The sequence below is a fragment of the Paraburkholderia guartelaensis genome, from assembly GCF_004353905.1.
GTDB lineage: Bacteria > Pseudomonadota > Gammaproteobacteria > Burkholderiales > Burkholderiaceae > Paraburkholderia > Paraburkholderia guartelaensis.
Map to the genome: position 1 here is coordinate 112,641 of NZ_SMOD01000011.1, position 14,961 is coordinate 127,601.

The window sequence follows — 14,961 nt, forward strand, 5'->3', positions numbered from 1 at the left end:
GCTCAGCCCTCGGCGGCGGCGCTCGGTCCGCGCGCCGGCAGATTCAGCAAAAGGCGCAGCAGGTCGGGCTGGCGGCGCGTCGCCGTCTTCTGAAAGATCGATTGCAATTGTTTGCGCACGGTGTCGTGCTGCACGCCGACGTGCGCGGCGATTTCCTTTTGCGTGAGACCTTCCGCGAGCAGCAGCGCAATGCGGCATTCGGCCGGCGAGAGATCGAAGGCCGTGGCGAGCACCCGCTCGTCGACGAGCGGCGCGGAACGCGGGTGATAGAAGGTCAGCGCCGCGAAGGCGCGCAATTCCGAGGCCGAGGAATCGTCGGCCGTCACCACGTTGTAGAACGCGTAGAGCACCTCCTGCTGGCTTGCCGAGGCCTGTGCACGGCCGTGCCCGGTATGGGTTTGGCCGTGCGGGTCCGTTGCGGCGGCGTTGGGCGTATCCGGCGCGACCGTACCGTCGACAGCGCCTACGATACGCAACGCGCGAAAGCGCGCCGCCGCCGCCCGCGCACCGCTCGCGCGGCTACGCAGGCGCGCTTCGCTCACGGCGATGTCCTCGAGCAGGCGCGCGTGATGGGGCGATGCGAGCGTGATCCGCCGTCCGCGCACCCGCACGAGCGAAGTCGCCTTCAGGAGCCGCTGCGCGGGCTCATTGCTATGGAGCACCTCGCCCTGCGCGCTCACGAGCATGGCTGGCGGACGTGAGCGGTTTGCAAGCGTGTCGGCGTTCAAGGCCATGCGGCGGACGTAATGGCGCACCGCGCGCACGAGGTGCGGCGTGAGCCGCTCGAGCAGTTCGCGGTGCTCACTCCGGAGCGGCCCGGGCTCGGCGCCCGCGCTGCACGCAAGCATGACGGCGAGCCCGTTCTGTTCGATCAGCTTGCACAGCGCCACGCAGCGATGGCCTTCCTCGAGCGGGCAGAGTTCGAACCCGGCTGCGCAGTCGCCGTCCGCGCAGTCAAGCTCGATGCCGCAATGCAGCCACTTGCGTGGCGGGTAAGCACGCAGCCATGCAAGGCGCGCATCGTCGCGGTAGAGCGGCCGAATGCGCTCCAGCGGTTCCGCGCCGGCCAGCGCGAAACCATCGCTCCAGGAAAAATGATCGCGCTGCCGGTCAAAGGCAAACAGATGAATCGACGCCACCCCAGTCGCCTCGCGCAATTGCGCGCAAAAATCCTTCCAGGCGCAAGGATTATCGAGTGTGTCGTAAATAACGTGCAGCAGGCGGTCGTATTGTGATTCGTTTGTTCTCACGCCATTCTCGTTGTTCGTATTGTGAAAGACTATCGGCAGCAAAATGCGCTCCGCATAGCGTTCCACAATTGAGGAATATACAGACGCAATAGCCCCCGTTAATCTGCCTTCCGATATGGATGCGGATACAACCGTCAGCGTGGACGAGCGGCCATTGAACTTCCGTGCGGTATCCAACGGATAGCCGGGCGCGCTGGCCTTATTCTGTCTGACAGTACGAACAAAAGCTGTAAATCCGCCGCGGCGTGCATTTAGCACGGTCAGTCGGCGCGATTACCAAACTGACCGATTATCCGCGGCATGCGGAAAAGCGGCGATGCGACGAAAGTGAGTGCATGCTTTTTGCGCGCGCTCGATAAAACTTGTCATTACCGGGGGCAGCGATGAATCATCACCAACTCGAAAAGGACATTGAGCATCTCGAACACATCATCGGGCGGCTCTCAGGGCGCGACCGTATTCCGCTCTCTTATTGGCGCGGCCGGCTCGAGTCCGTTTCCAGCGAGAACCTCGTGCCTTCGCAGGTACAGCGCGTGAAGCGGCTCAATGAAGCGCTGCGCGCGCTCGAAAGCCGTCTGTCACACGAATCGCTGCAACAGCGCGAACGTTAACGCCAACGTTTGCGGCAGCGTTGTAAAAAAGCGCGCCTTCATCGTCGCTCGGGCTCCAAACCGGTCACAATGGCACTCTCTTGACCGAACTGGAGATGCGTTTTCATGCCGAGCTACAAGCAACTGACCGCCCAGCTGGAAAAGCTTCACAAGGAAGTGGCTGCGGCGCGTGAAAAGGAAATTGACCAGGCGATCGCCGAGATCAAGGAAAAAATCGCGGAGTACGACATCACCGCGGAAGAACTGGGCTTCGCGAGCCGACGCGCAGGCCCCGCGCGCAAGAAGGCGCTGCCGGCCCGCTACGTGAACCCGAAAACGGGTGAGACCTGGAGCGGCCGTGGCCGCGCGCCGGGCTGGCTGGCGGGCAAGAACCGCGAACGCTTCCTCATCAAGGAATAACGGGCCAAATCTCGCCCGGCCGTTACACCAGGGTGCACAGCACCCGACGTGACGGCCGCACCGCTTCAAGCCTCCCGAAAAAGCTCACCTCACGCACTGCGCAGCGCGCAGCGGCATGCACGAAGCGCAGGACAGGGACGTTCGTGGAGGGGGTGGACGTCTGTGGCGAAAGGAAATCTTCGCGAAAATAGGGGGCGTCCCGCCAGCGCGCCGGGTGCATGAGGGTGTCGACGGGGCGCTCGCACCGAGGTCCTGTAAAAGCTCACCTTTGGCGATGCGGCGCCAAGCTGCGCGTCCAACCGGTTCGAACCCCATCAAACCTTTAGTCGGCGGGACGAATGCCGTGTATCATTCGGTCCCGGCGCCTTTTCGCTTTTTACGCGGGCATCCCCGGGACATTCCCGATCGCTCGTGCTATTTGCCGGGCGTAGCGGTCCGCACTCTGCCGCCGCACGCGCCGTAAGCGTTGCTTGAAAACGCGCCCGCAAGCGCCGCCGCGCTCGCCGCAACCCCTGCCGCGCGGCCCGGTTGCCCGAATTCATCTGTGATACCCGCCCTATCCATGTCAGTAGCCGAACTCAGACGCCGCCGCACGTTCGCGGTCATTTCTCACCCGGACGCGGGCAAGACCACGCTCACCGAAAAGCTGCTGCTGTTTTCGGGCGCGATCCAGATCGCCGGTACCGTGAAGGGCAAGAAGAGCGGCCGCTTCGCGACCTCCGACTGGATGGAGATCGAAAAGCAGCGCGGCATTTCGGTCGCCAGCTCGGTCATGCAGTTCGAGTACGGCGACGCTGTCATCAATCTGCTCGACACGCCGGGCCACGAGGACTTCTCGGAAGACACGTACCGCGTGCTGACGGCGGTCGATGCGGCCGTGATGGTGATCGACGGCGCGAACGGCGTGGAAGCGCAAACGCTCAAGCTGCTCGAAGTCTGCCGCAGCCGCAAGACGCCCATTCTCACGTTCATCAACAAGCTCGACCGCGAAGTGCGCGAGCCGCTCGACCTGCTCGACGAAATCGAGCAGCACCTGGGCGTGGCCGCCGTGCCGTTCACCTGGCCTATCGGCATGGGCAAGGAGTTCCAGGGCGTGTACGACATCCAGCGCGACCAGGTGCGCGTATTCCGCGCGGGCCAGGAGTCGCTGGGCGGCGCGGTGGAAACGCTGCAGAACCTCAGCGAAGCCGATGGCGAAGCGCGCTTCGGCTATCACTGGAAGCGCACCAAGGAAGAAGTCGAACTGATCACGGGCGCGACGCCCACCTTCGATCGCGACGCCTTCCTCGCGGGCGAGCAGTCGCCGGTGCTGTTCGGCTCGGCGATCAACAACTTCGGCGTGAAGGAAATTCTCGACGCGCTGGTCGATCTCGCGCCGCCGCCGTCGCCGCGTATGGCCGTGCAGCGTCCGGTCTCGCCCGACGAGCCCAAGTTCACGGGCGTCGTGTTCAAGGTGCAGGCCAACATGGATCTCGCGCACCGCGACCGCGTGGCGTTTATCCGCGTGTGCTCGGGCCATTTCGAGCGCGGCATGCAGTTGAAGGTCACGCGCAACAACAAGACTTTCCGTGCGAACAACGTGGTGAGCTTCCTGTCGCAGCGCCGTGAGACCGTGGCCGAGGCATACCCTGGCGACATCATCGGTATTCCTAATCACGGCACGCTGAGTCTCGGCGACACGCTCACCGAAGGCGAAGACCTGCAATTCACGGGTCTGCCGTTCTTCGCGCCGGAAATCTTCCAGACCATCGAAGTGGTCGATCCGATGCGTGCGAAGCAACTGGGCGAAGCGCTCAAGCAGCTTGGCGAAGAGGGCGCGATCCAGGTGTTCCGCCCGATCCACGGCGGCGCGACGATTCTGGGCGCCGTCGGCCAGCTGCAGTTCGAAGTGGTGTCGCACCGCCTCGCGGCCGAGTACAAGGTTGCCGTGCGCCTGATGCCCGCGCGCTATCGTCTCTCGCGCTGGGTGACCTGCGACGATCCCGCCGAGCTGCGCCGCTTCACCGATTCGTACGAGGCGCGCATGGCCTACGACGCTTCGAACGCGCCGACGTATCTCGCCTCGCACGTCTCCGAAATCGAAGTCGCACAAAAGGCCTGGCCGAAGATCGTGTTCAACGAACTGCGCGAGCATTCGGGCGCGCCGTTCCGCAAGTCGATGTAACACGCACGGCGCGCTCGCGCCGTGTTCACAAACCACGCGAAGTTCCTTCTCGTGCATCGTGGTGTCACACGCCCAGGGCGGCGTGCGGCGCCATGCCGCCGCGTCTGCGCTCACATGCGCCGGGCGAAAAACGCGCAGCGCCTGCGCGCTTGCCCTATCCTCTTCTCGTAACGGTAAAAGACGACAAACGGGCGTCCGCCTGCGGGCGCGCGCCTCGCCAGACCAACGAGGAGTGCCTGTGACCGTACGCAATCTCGACGCAGTGTTCCAGCCGAAATCCGTGGCCGTGATCGGCGCTTCGCAGCGCCCCGGCAGCATCGGCAGCATGGTGTGGCGGCGGCTGATCGACGGCGGCTTCACAAGCCCGCTGTGGGCCGTCAATCCGCGCCATGCGGGCGACTTCGAAGCCTTCGACGGCCGGCCCGTGCTCGCCGACGCGGGCGACCTGCCCGAGGCGCCCGGCGTTGCCATCATCTGCACGCGGCCCGCCACGTGGCCCGCGCTCGTGCATCGCCTCGGCGGCATGGGTACGCGCGCGGCGATCATCGTCGGCGAGGTGAGCGACGAGGCCGATCAGGCCGACCTGCGCCATGCGCTGGCGGCGGCGCGCCCGCACCTGCTGCGTATCGTCGGCCCCGGCAGTCTCGGCGCGCTCACGCCCGCGCTCAACGCGCAGCTGGGCGCGGCAGCATCGATTGCGCGCAAGGGCGGCGTGGCGTGGGTGTCGCAGTCCAACGCGCTCACCAACGCGGTGCTGCGCTGGGCTGCGCCGCGCGGGCTGGGCTTTTCGCACGTGATCGCGCTCGGCGACGAAGCCGACGTCGACGTGGGCGACGTGCTCGACTACCTCGCGAGCGACCCGAGCACGCGCGCGATCCTGCTCGAAGTGGACACGATCCGTGCGGCGCGCAAGTTCATGTCGGCGGCGCGCGCGGCGGCGCGCAACAAACCCGTGCTTGCGCTGCGCAGCGGCCGCGACGACAAGGGCGATGCGCTCTACACGGCGGCGTTCCGGCGCGCGGGCCTCGTGCGCGTCGACACGCTCGACGACCTGCTCGACGAAATCGAAACGCTCGGCGTGGGCCGCGTGGCCGCGAGCGACACGGCCACGCTCATCACGAGCGACCGCGGCGTGGCCACGCTTGCGCGCGACGCCTTCATGAAAGCCGGCGACACGCTCGCGCGCTGGAACGACGAAGCGCTCGCGGCCGTCCAGGCCGCGCTGCCGCACGCGCAGGCCGGCAATCCGCTCGTGCTCGGCGACACCGCGAAGCCCGAGCACTTCGGCCTCGCGCTGCAAACGCTCGCCACGCACCGCTCGAGCGGCACGGCGTTCGTCGTCCACGCGCCGACCCACAGCGCGCCGGTGGACGCCGTGGCGCGCACGCTGATCGAGCAACAGCGTTTCGCGTATCGCGGCATGCTCGCGTGCTTCTTCGGCGGCGTGGACGAAGCTACGCGCGACGAACTGCACGCGCACGGCATTCCGGTGCACACCACGCCGCGGCGTCTGGCGCGCGCGTTTGCGCGTCTCGTCGATTACCGGCTGGGCCGCGAGCTATTGATGCAGACGCCGGAGACGATGCCCGCCCAGGGCCCGGCCGCGATCGAGGCCGCGCAGGGCGAAGCGCGCGCGGCGCTGGCGGCGGGGCGCACGGAGCTGAAAGGGGAGGAGGCGGGCAGATTGCTGGCCTTGTTCGGGCTCGCCATGCAGGCGCAGGATGAACCGGGCGTGAAGCCGGTGGTGGACGTGTCGGTCGAGTTTCGCGACGACGACAACTTCGGGCCGGTGTTCCGGTTCGCCGCGCCTTCGCCGGACGATTTTTCGCCGCCGCTGCGCGTGTACAGCCTGCCGCCGCTGAACCCCGTGCTCTCGCGCGACATCGTCGCGCACTCGCCGTATGCGCGCTATACGGCGCCCGAGCCGACACTGGCCGCGCTCACCGAGCTATCGCAGTTCGTATGCGAGGTGCGCGAAATCGTGGGCTTGCGACTGACGCTGCGTGTGCTGCCCGAGGCGGTCGTGGTCGTCGCGCCTAGCCTGCAGCTTGCGGAAAAGCGCAGCCGCTTCGCGATCATGCCGTATCCGCGGCGGCTCGAAGAGACCATCGACTGGCACGGCGAGCGCCTCACGATCCGCCCGATCCGTCCCGAAGACGAGGACATGCACCGCATGTTCGTCGAGTCGATGACGCCCGACGACTTGCGCCTGCGCTTCTTCTCGGCGGTGCGCAGCTTCGATCACACGCAGCTCGCGCGCATGACGCAAATCGACTACGACCGCGAGATGGCGCTCATTGCCGTGGTGCACGGCGAAGACGGCCAGCCGCGCACGCTGGGTGTGGTGCGCGCCGTGGCCGACCCGGACAACGAGACCGCCGAGTTCGCGGTCGCGATTCTGTCGACTCTCAAGCGGGGCGGCCTTGGCCGCTTGCTGATGTCGCGCATCATCGAATATGTGCGCTCGCGCGGCACGCACTGGCTGCTCGGCGAGGCGCTACGCGAGAACGCGCCGATGATCGGCCTCGCGCGCGCCTGCGGCTTCACCGTCACGCCCACGGAAGACCCGGGCGTGGTCGGTTTTCGCATGCCGCTCGACTGAGCCGGCGTGCCTGGCCGCTTAAGCGGCCAGCTTTGCGAGCGCGTCGTCGATCTGGCCGCGCATGAGTGCGAGTTCTTCGAGCCACGTCTCGCCGTACTGCGCACCGGTTTCCTTCTCGAGCCGCGCGATGGTCGCGGCGCAGCGCGCGGCGTCCTTGGGCGTGGCGATGAACGCCTTGACCGACTGGCCGCCCTGGAACGCCTCGAACAGCGGCGTGCGGATTTCATCGGGCAGCGCGCGCGTCGTCCACTGGTGCGTCTTGCCGTTGAAGGTAAGCGAAGGCGGCAGCACGCGCTCCTTGCGCGTGGCCGGAATCAGGCCGAAATTGCGCGCGGCTTCGGCGATCTGCTCGGCCGTGAAAAGCTCCTCGGGAGCGATCTCGAATTGCGCGATGGCGGTTTCGACGGTCTTCATCGCGTCGGCGCGGTCGTCGCGCTTTTTCTGCGCGCGCGCGACGATGTCGCGCAGCTCGTCGGCTTCGTCGGTTGAGATCGTGAAGCTCGCCTGTTTCTGCTGAAGCTCGGAAAAGCGCTGGAATTCTTGATCGGTCAGGAGTTTCGCCATGGGTTTCGAATGCGCGTGAGCCGCTCGCCCGCCGTTTTGCGGCAGCGCGCGGCGCACAGGTTTTTTTGAGAGGGCCGCCATTCTAACCGTTTTGCGTGACCGGCTCTCCATGCACGAGAATCTGCGGATCGTCACGTTCGACGCAGAGCGCTGGGGCATCGAACTGCGTTCGTACTGAGCCCCACCGAGCACGACTGAGCTTCAGGCCGCGCCGTCCTCGCGAAACATCGACAAGGTCTGCACGGTCGCGCTCAGCATGCGCGTCGCCTCGTCGAGCGAGGGCGCGACGTAGTCGTCGATGCGCTTGAGGTACGGGCAGGTCAGCGCCGCGATCGCCTGACCCGAGGGCCCGAGCACCGGAAACGTCACGTCCGTCACGCCGAAAATCTGCTGACTGTCCTTGCGCGAGAAGCCCGCCTCGCGCACCTGCTCGCACGCGGCCTCCAGCGCGGCGTGGTCGACCGCCACCTCGCCCTTCACCTTCGTATGCTCCGCGAGCATGTGCGTGCGCTGCTCCGGCGTTTGCCAGGCGAGCAGCGTGCGTCCCGAACTCGTATCGACGAGACCCACGCGCGAACCCAGCCGTACCGCAATGCCCCATGTGCCCGGCCCGTCCACCTGTGCGATCACGAGCAGGTTGCCGCGGTCGTACACGGTGAGATGGCAGGACTGCTCGGCTTCGTTGGCAAAGCGCTGCATGAGCGGCAGCGCCTCCGAGATCAGGCGCTCCATGGGCGGGTGACGGTGTGCGAGCGTGAAGAGTTTCAGGCTCAGCGCATAGCGGTCGCCGCCTTCCGAGCGGATGACGTACTGGCGCGCCACCAGCCGCTCGAGCATGCGGTAGATCTCGCTCGCGTTGCGCCCTAGCGCCTTCGTGATCTCGGCGCGTGTGAGGCCGGCGCGCTGCTCCGCAAGCAGTTCGAGGATGTCGAGCCCCTTATCCAGCGCGGGCGCGCGATAGCGATCGGCGTCGTCTTTCTCTTCGGTTTCTTCGGGCACGTTGTCCATCTGGCTCTTTTTCGCGTTCTTTTCCATTCGATCGTCCCCAGGGAAATCACGGGCCCATGCTGCACTGCACATCGCTTGACCTTGTGATATGCGTATATGAATAATATGTTCACTGGTGAATAAATGCCAGCGTCGTCGGGTATGGACGAGGCAGTTGCAACGGGTCGTGGGCGCGGCGGCATTTCGCTCGATGGCGACAAGAGCGCAGGACTAAAAGCGGAGATTATTTGTGAACGGCTACGCCCCCCATACCGACGCCCGCCTCATCCTGCTCGCTCCTGAGGACAACTGCCTGATCGCGGCGGCGCGTCTGGCGGCGGGCGAGACGGTGGAGATAGAAGGCGAGCGCGTGACGCTCGCGAAGACGATCGAACTTGGCCACAAAGTGGCGCGCCGCGCGCTCGCGAAAGACGAGAAGGTGCTGCGCTATGGCGCGCGCATCGGCCACGCGAATGCGCCGGTGGCGCGTGGTGAGCATCTGCACACGCACAACCTGGAAAGCGATTACTTGCCGACCTATACGCACGACGCGGGGCACGAGTTCGTGCCGCACAAGTAACGCACCGATGATGCGGCACGCGCCGCGAGCAGGATTCAAGTGATGAGCGATAGCAACGTTACGACTTCAGAAGCCGCAGCGCCCATGCTCGAAGGCTGGCTGCGCAGCGATGGCCGCAAGGGCATTCGCAACGTGGTTGCGGTGGCGTACCTCGTGGAATGCGCACACCACGTGGCCCAGGAAATCGTCGCGCAGTTCCGCGAGCCCTTCGGCGCCTTCGACGATCCGCACGCGCTGCATCAGCCAAAAGCGCCGCCGGTGCATCTGATCGGTTTTCCGGGCTGTTTCCCGAACAGCTACGCCGAGAAGATGATGAAGCAACTCACCACGCATCCGAACGTGGGCGCGGTGCTGTTCGTTTCGCTCGGCTGCGAGAGCATGAACAAGCACTATCTCGTGGAGCAGGTGCGCGCGAGCGGCCGTCCAGTAGAAGTCCTGACGATTCAGGAAAAGGGCGGCACGCGCAGCACGATCCAGTACGGTCTCGACTGGGTGCGCGACGCGCGTGCGCAACTTGCCGCGCAACAGAAGGTACCGATGCGCCTCGATGAACTCGTGGTCGGCACGATTTGCGGCGGCTCGGACGGCACGAGCGGCATCACCGCCAACCCGGCTGTGGGCCGCGCCTTCGATCAACTGATCGCAGCCGGTTCAGCGTGCATTTTCGAGGAAACCGGCGAGCTGGTGGGCTGCGAATTCCACATGAAGAGCCGGGCGGCCCGGCCCGAACTGGGCGAGGAGATCGTTGCGTGCGTGACCAAGGCGGCGCGCTATTACTCGATTCTCGGCCACGGTTCGTTCGCCGTCGGCAACGCGGACGGCGGCCTCACCACACAGGAAGAGAAGTCGCTCGGCGCGTATGCGAAAAGCGGTGCCTCGCCGATCGTCGGCATCGTGAAGCCGGGGGACGTGCCGCCCACGGGCGGCCTCTATCTGCTCGACGTGGTGCCCGATGGCGAACCGCGCTTCGGCTTTCCGAATATCAGCGACAATGCGGAAATCGCGGAGCTGATCGCCTGTGGCGCGCACGTGATCCTGTTCACGACGGGGCGCGGGTCGGTGGTGGGCTCGGCGCTTGCGCCCGTCATCAAGGTGTGCGCGAACCCGCAGACCTACCGCAACCTCGCCGGCGATATGGACGTGGACGCGGGCCGCATTCTGGAAGGGCGCGCAACGCTCGACGAAGTGGGGCGCGAGGTGTTCGACCGCACGCTGGCGGTAGCGGGCGGCGAGCGTTCGAAGTCGGAAATGCTCGGGCACCAGGAATTTATCCTCACGTACAAGACGTTTGAGCCAGTCGGCCCCGCATGCCTGCCCGCCAGTGCGCGCGTGCCGATTGTCGAAGCCGCGAACTGAATCGCGCAGTCGGATGATTTCGTTGTGGGAACAACCATCTCCAGGAGGTGACGAGCCATGGCGCAAGAACAGCATCCCAGGGTGGCGCACAGGCGCCGTATCGGACGTACTGCGCTCGAAGTGAGCGCATTGGGTCTGGGCACCGCGCCGCTCGGGGGCCTGTATCGCGACTTGTCCGAAGAAGAGGCGCAAGCCACCGTCGACGCCGCGTGGGAAGCCGGCATCCGCTTTTTCGATACCGCGCCGCACTACGGCCACACCAAGGCCGAGCACCGGCTGGGCGCGGCGTTGCGGCGCTATCCGCGCAACGAGTACGTGATTTCGACGAAAGTGGGTCGCCATTTCGTGCCGCGCACGCACCCGTACGACGGCAGCGAGGGCTGGCAAAACCCGCTGCCATTCGAAGCGATCTTCGACTACACGCGCGACGGCATCCTGCGTTCGTTCGAGGACAGCCAGCAGCGGCTTGGCCTCGTCGATATCGATATCCTGCTCGTGCACGATATCGGCCGCTACACGCACGGCGAGCGTAACGAGCACTACTGGCGGCAACTGAGCGACAGCGGTTTCAAGGCGCTCGACGAATTGCGCAAGGCGGGCGTAATCAAGGCGATCGGCTTCGGCGTCAACGAGCGCGAGGTGATACGCGAGGCGATGGAGGAATTCGACATCGACTGCGCGCTGCTGGCGGGCCGCTATACGCTGCTCGAACAGGCGCCGCTCGACGACCTGCTGCCCGAGTGCGAGAAGAAGGGGGTGAGCATTCTGCTGGGCGGCGCGTTCAATTCGGGCATTCTCGCGCACGGGTTGCTTGGCGAACTCAAGTTCAACTACGCCGATGCGCCCCAGGAAGTGGTCGAACGCGTGGCGCGCCTCGATACGATCTGCCGGACCTACGACGCGCCGCTCGCTGCGGCGGCACTGCAGTTTCCCTATGCGCACCCGGCCGTGGCGACGGTGCTCAACGGCGCACGCAGCCCGCAGGAGGTGCGCGAGAACGTCGCCTCGTTCGAGACGAATTTGCCCCGCGGGTTGTGGCTCGCGCTGCGCGACAAGGGTCTCATCGATCCGCGTGCGCCGCTTCCGCAGGCTTGAGCGATGACTACGATCTCTACGATCGAACGAATCGACGCCCATCAGCATTATTGGGACCCCGCGCGCGGCGATTACGGCTGGCTCACGCCTTCGATGACCGTGCTTTATCGTGCGTTCGGACCCGCCGATCTCGCGCCGCTGCGCGCGTCGTGCGGCGTGGCGCGCACAGTGGTCGTGCAGGCCGCGCCGACTGTCGAAGAAACGCGCTGGCTGCTCGATCTTGCGCGCAACGAGCCCTCGATTGCGGGCGTGGTGGGCTGGGTGCCGCTGGACGACCCCCACGTCGCCACGCTGATCGCCGAACTCGCGCGCGAGCCGAAGCTGCGCGGCGTGCGCCCCATGCTGCAGGACCTGCCCGACGACGACTGGATCGCAAAAGCCGATACCGCGCGCGGCGTGCAAGCGCTCATCGCGCACGATCTCGCTTTCGACGCGCTCGTGTTCACACGTCATGCGAATGCGCTGGCGACTTTCCTCGCGCGGCATCCGACGCTGCGCGTGGTGATCGATCATGGCGCGAAGCCGCCAATCGCGGCGGGCGGCGAGAGCGGTTTTACCGCGTGGGCGCAGGCCATCACGCGCTTCGCGCAGTTTGCGCACGTGCACTGCAAGCTGTCGGGGCTCGCGACCGAAGCCGCGCCTGGCTGGGACGACGCCACGCTGGCGCCGTGGGTCGCGCATATGCTCGCGTCGTTCGGACCGCGACGTCTCATGTGGGGTAGCGACTGGCCGGTGCTGAACCTCAATGGCGACTACGCACGCTGGCATGCGAGCGCGCAACAGCTCACCAGGACACTGTCCGCAGACGAACGCGCCGCCGTATTCGGCGGCAACGCTGCAGCTTTTTATCGGCTTGAAACCGGGCTCGGGGGCCATCCAGCCGGTTAGAAAACGTCCGCCGAACGCCACGAAGCGCGCCTGCGTCGCCATAATGGCCGTTTGCGTCATCCCAACTTCTTCCCGCGATTTCATCGCTCGATCGCGGCATGAGACGCCTGCTGCAATACGGGGTATCGCCGTGCCGCGCTTCCAACCGGAGTGGCAGATGGTACAAAGACTGGCCGGCAAGACGGCCTTGATCACCGCGGCGGGCCAGGGCATTGGCTACGCGGCCGCCGAACTGTTCGCGCGCGAAGGCGCACGCGTGATCGCTACTGACCTGCGCATCGATGCACTCGCGGCGCTGCCGGTCGAGGCGCGCAAGCTCGACGTGCTCGACGGCGCGGCCATCACCTCGCTCGCGCAGGAACTGGGCGCGATCGACGTGCTGTTCAACTGCGCGGGCTTCGTGCACGCGGGCTCGATCCTGGAAGCGAGCGAAGAAGACTGGGACTTCGCGTTCGATCTGAACGCGAAGGCGATGTACCGGACCATCCGCGCCTTCCTGCCGGCCATGCTGACGAAGGGCGGCGGGTCGATCATCAACATGTCGTCGGCGGCGTCGAGCGTGAAGGGCGTACCCAACCGCTTCGTGTACGGCGCCTCGAAGGCCGCTGTGATAGGGTTGACGAAGGCTGTTGCCGCGGATTTCGTGACGCGCGGCGTCCGCTGCAACGCGATCTGCCCGGGCACGGTGTCGTCGCCGTCGCTGGAGGAGCGCATCGCCGCGCAGGCGGCGGCACAGGGCACGAGCGTGGACGCGGCGCGCGCTGCGTTCGTCGCACGCCAGCCGATGGGGCGCGTGGGCAAGCCCGAGGAAATCGCGGCGCTCGCGCTCTACCTCGCCTCCGATGAATCAGGATTCACGACGGGCCAGGCGCATGTGATCGACGGCGGATGGTCTAACTAGTTAGCCCTAACATTCGCCCAAGGCGATTCTGACCGACTGCAACGCACAGACACACGAGGAACACAGACGATGAAACTGCTTCGCTATGGCCCGAAGGGCCACGAAAAACCGGGCCTGCTCGACGCCGAAGGCCGCATTCGCGCGCTCTCAGGCAACGTGGCCGACATTGCGGGCGACGTGCTCTCGGACGCCGGCCTCGCACAACTGCGCACGATCGACCCGGAAACGCTGCCGCTCGTCGAAGGCAATCCGCGTATCGGGCCCTGCGTGGGCCACATCGGCAAGATGGTCTGCATCGGTCTGAACTATGCCGATCACGCCGCCGAGTCGGGCATGGCGGTGCCGAGCGAGCCGGTCGTCTTCAACAAGTGGACGAGCGCCATCGTCGGCCCGAACGACGACATCGAGATCCCGCGCGGCTCGAAGAAGACCGACTGGGAAGTGGAGCTGGGCGTGGTGATCGGCAAGCACGCGAAGAACGTGAGCGAAGCCGATGCGCTCAACTACGTGGCGGGCTACTGCGTGGTGAACGACGTGTCCGAGCGCGAATGGCAGATCGAGCGCGGCGGCCAGTGGGACAAGGGCAAGGGCTTCGACACCTTCGGCCCGACCGGCCCGTGGCTCGTCACCCGCGACGAAGTGGCCGATCCGCAAAACCTCTCCATGTGGCTCGAAGTGGACGGCCATCGCTACCAGAACGGCAGCACGCGCACGATGATCTTTACGGTCGCGAAGCTCGTTTCGTATCTCTCGGAGTGCATGAGCCTGCAGCCGGGCGACGTGATCTCCACCGGCACGCCGCCGGGCGTGGGCATGGGCGTGAAGCCGAACCCCGTGTTCCTGAAGGCGGGGCAGACGGTGCGCCTTGGCATCGAGGGCCTGGGCGAACAGCAGCAGAAAACGCGCGCGGCAGAGTAAGCGCGCCTGAAGAAGCACGAAAAAGCGCGCGAGGAGAGGCGGGACAAACCCGCTTCGCCTCGCGCGCTTTGTTTTGCGGCGCAGTCCTTTCAGTTCGTCGGACTTTTGTCTTCCGGCCCGCTGCCTTCCGCGAGCCGGTTCACCGTCCCCTGCGCCAGCGCCACGAGCTTTTCGTCGCCGTTTTCCATCACGTACACGCTGCACTGGCAGGTGGCCTGGTACCGCCCGGCGTGCACCACGCGCGCGCGTGCCAGCAGCGTGCCCTTGAGCGCCGGGCGCAGATAGTTGATCTTGTATTCGCCCGTCACCACCCGCGGCCCGAGGGCCAGCGCGCCGGCGAAGGTCAGCGCATTGTCGGCGAGATAGCTGATCACGCCGCCGTGCACGAAGCCGTGCTGCTGCTTGAGGTCATCGCGTACCGGCAGGCGCAGGGTCAGCTCGTCGGCTCCCACATGCATCAGTTCGGTTCCGAGCAGCACGCTGAACGGTTGGGCATGCAAAGCGCCGCGCGCGCGGTCCACAAGATCTGTCATCGTCGCATTCCCTGGGTCTATCCCCGAGTGGTTTCCTAACCACTCTAGGAAGCATCGGCGTCGAGTCAAGGTGAATCGAATCGAGCCGGCATTCTATTGTTGCGAGAAATGCA

The 14,961-nt window shown here is 65.8% G+C and carries 14 protein-coding genes; 10 read left to right on the forward strand and 4 right to left on the reverse strand.

Annotated elements, in window-relative coordinates; genetic code table 11:
* Positions 1-2: 2 nt before the first annotated feature.
* Positions 3-1,250 (reverse strand): helix-turn-helix transcriptional regulator, encoded by a 1,248-nt coding sequence (locus E1N52_RS16475; RefSeq protein WP_133183818.1) that lies wholly within the window; start codon positions 1,248-1,250, stop codon positions 3-5.
* A 383-nt stretch (positions 1,251-1,633) separates the two neighbouring features.
* On the opposite strand from E1N52_RS16475, the gene E1N52_RS16480 reads away from it, so the two are divergent.
* From E1N52_RS16480 to E1N52_RS16495, 4 genes are all read left to right on the forward strand, one after another.
* Positions 1,634-1,861, forward strand: coding sequence for a hypothetical protein (locus E1N52_RS16480; protein WP_042268171.1), 228 nt, complete (start codon positions 1,634-1,636; stop codon positions 1,859-1,861).
* Positions 1,862-1,966: 105 nt separating this feature from the next.
* A complete protein-coding gene (locus E1N52_RS16485) occupies positions 1,967-2,260 on the forward strand; it encodes an H-NS histone family protein (RefSeq protein ID WP_133183819.1) in 294 nt (97 codons plus the stop codon).
* A gap of 562 nt (positions 2,261-2,822) precedes the next feature.
* The gene (locus E1N52_RS16490) at positions 2,823-4,424 is read left to right on the forward strand and encodes a peptide chain release factor 3 (protein WP_133183820.1); all 1,602 of its coding nucleotides are present in this window, start codon (positions 2,823-2,825) and stop codon (positions 4,422-4,424) included.
* A 238-nt stretch (positions 4,425-4,662) separates the two neighbouring features.
* Entirely contained in the window at positions 4,663-7,026 is a 2,364-nt protein-coding gene (locus E1N52_RS16495; RefSeq protein ID WP_133183821.1) for a bifunctional acetate--CoA ligase family protein/GNAT family N-acetyltransferase, read from the forward strand.
* An 18-nt stretch (positions 7,027-7,044) separates the two neighbouring features.
* Here the strand turns inward: E1N52_RS16495 and E1N52_RS16500 are convergent, their stop codons facing one another.
* Positions 7,045-7,590, reverse strand: coding sequence for a hypothetical protein (locus E1N52_RS16500; protein ID WP_133183822.1), 546 nt, complete (start codon positions 7,588-7,590; stop codon positions 7,045-7,047).
* Between the two features lie 201 nt (positions 7,591-7,791).
* On the reverse strand, positions 7,792-8,625 hold the full coding sequence (locus tag E1N52_RS16505; protein WP_246089090.1) for an IclR family transcriptional regulator: 834 nt from the start codon (positions 8,623-8,625) through the stop codon (positions 7,792-7,794).
* A gap of 202 nt (positions 8,626-8,827) precedes the next feature.
* Here E1N52_RS16505 and E1N52_RS16510 point away from each other — a divergent pair, with 202 nt between their 5' ends.
* The 6 genes from E1N52_RS16510 (at position 8,828) to E1N52_RS16535 (ending at position 14,315) form a co-directional block, all read left to right on the forward strand.
* Positions 8,828-9,157 (forward strand): UxaA family hydrolase, encoded by a 330-nt coding sequence (locus tag E1N52_RS16510; RefSeq protein ID WP_133183823.1) that lies wholly within the window; start codon positions 8,828-8,830, stop codon positions 9,155-9,157.
* A gap of 42 nt (positions 9,158-9,199) precedes the next feature.
* Entirely contained in the window at positions 9,200-10,513 is a 1,314-nt protein-coding gene (locus tag E1N52_RS16515; RefSeq protein WP_133183824.1) for a UxaA family hydrolase, read from the forward strand.
* 57 nt (positions 10,514-10,570) lie between these two features.
* Complete coding sequence (locus E1N52_RS16520; protein WP_133183825.1) at positions 10,571-11,608, forward strand: aldo/keto reductase; 1,038 nt, start codon at positions 10,571-10,573, stop codon at positions 11,606-11,608.
* Between the two features lie 3 nt (positions 11,609-11,611).
* A complete protein-coding gene (locus E1N52_RS16525; RefSeq protein WP_133183826.1) occupies positions 11,612-12,496 on the forward strand; it encodes an amidohydrolase family protein in 885 nt (294 codons plus the stop codon).
* 157 nt (positions 12,497-12,653) lie between these two features.
* Positions 12,654-13,397: an SDR family oxidoreductase gene (locus E1N52_RS16530; protein ID WP_133183827.1), complete on the forward strand. Its 744-nt coding sequence runs from the start codon at positions 12,654-12,656 to the stop codon at positions 13,395-13,397.
* A gap of 69 nt (positions 13,398-13,466) precedes the next feature.
* Entirely contained in the window at positions 13,467-14,315 is an 849-nt protein-coding gene (locus E1N52_RS16535) for an ureidoglycolate lyase (RefSeq protein WP_133183828.1), read from the forward strand.
* An 89-nt stretch (positions 14,316-14,404) separates the two neighbouring features.
* Here the strand turns inward: E1N52_RS16535 and E1N52_RS16540 are convergent, their stop codons facing one another.
* The gene (locus E1N52_RS16540) at positions 14,405-14,848 is read right to left on the reverse strand and encodes a PaaI family thioesterase (protein ID WP_133183829.1); all 444 of its coding nucleotides are present in this window, start codon (positions 14,846-14,848) and stop codon (positions 14,405-14,407) included.
* Positions 14,849-14,961: the final 113 nt, after the last annotated feature.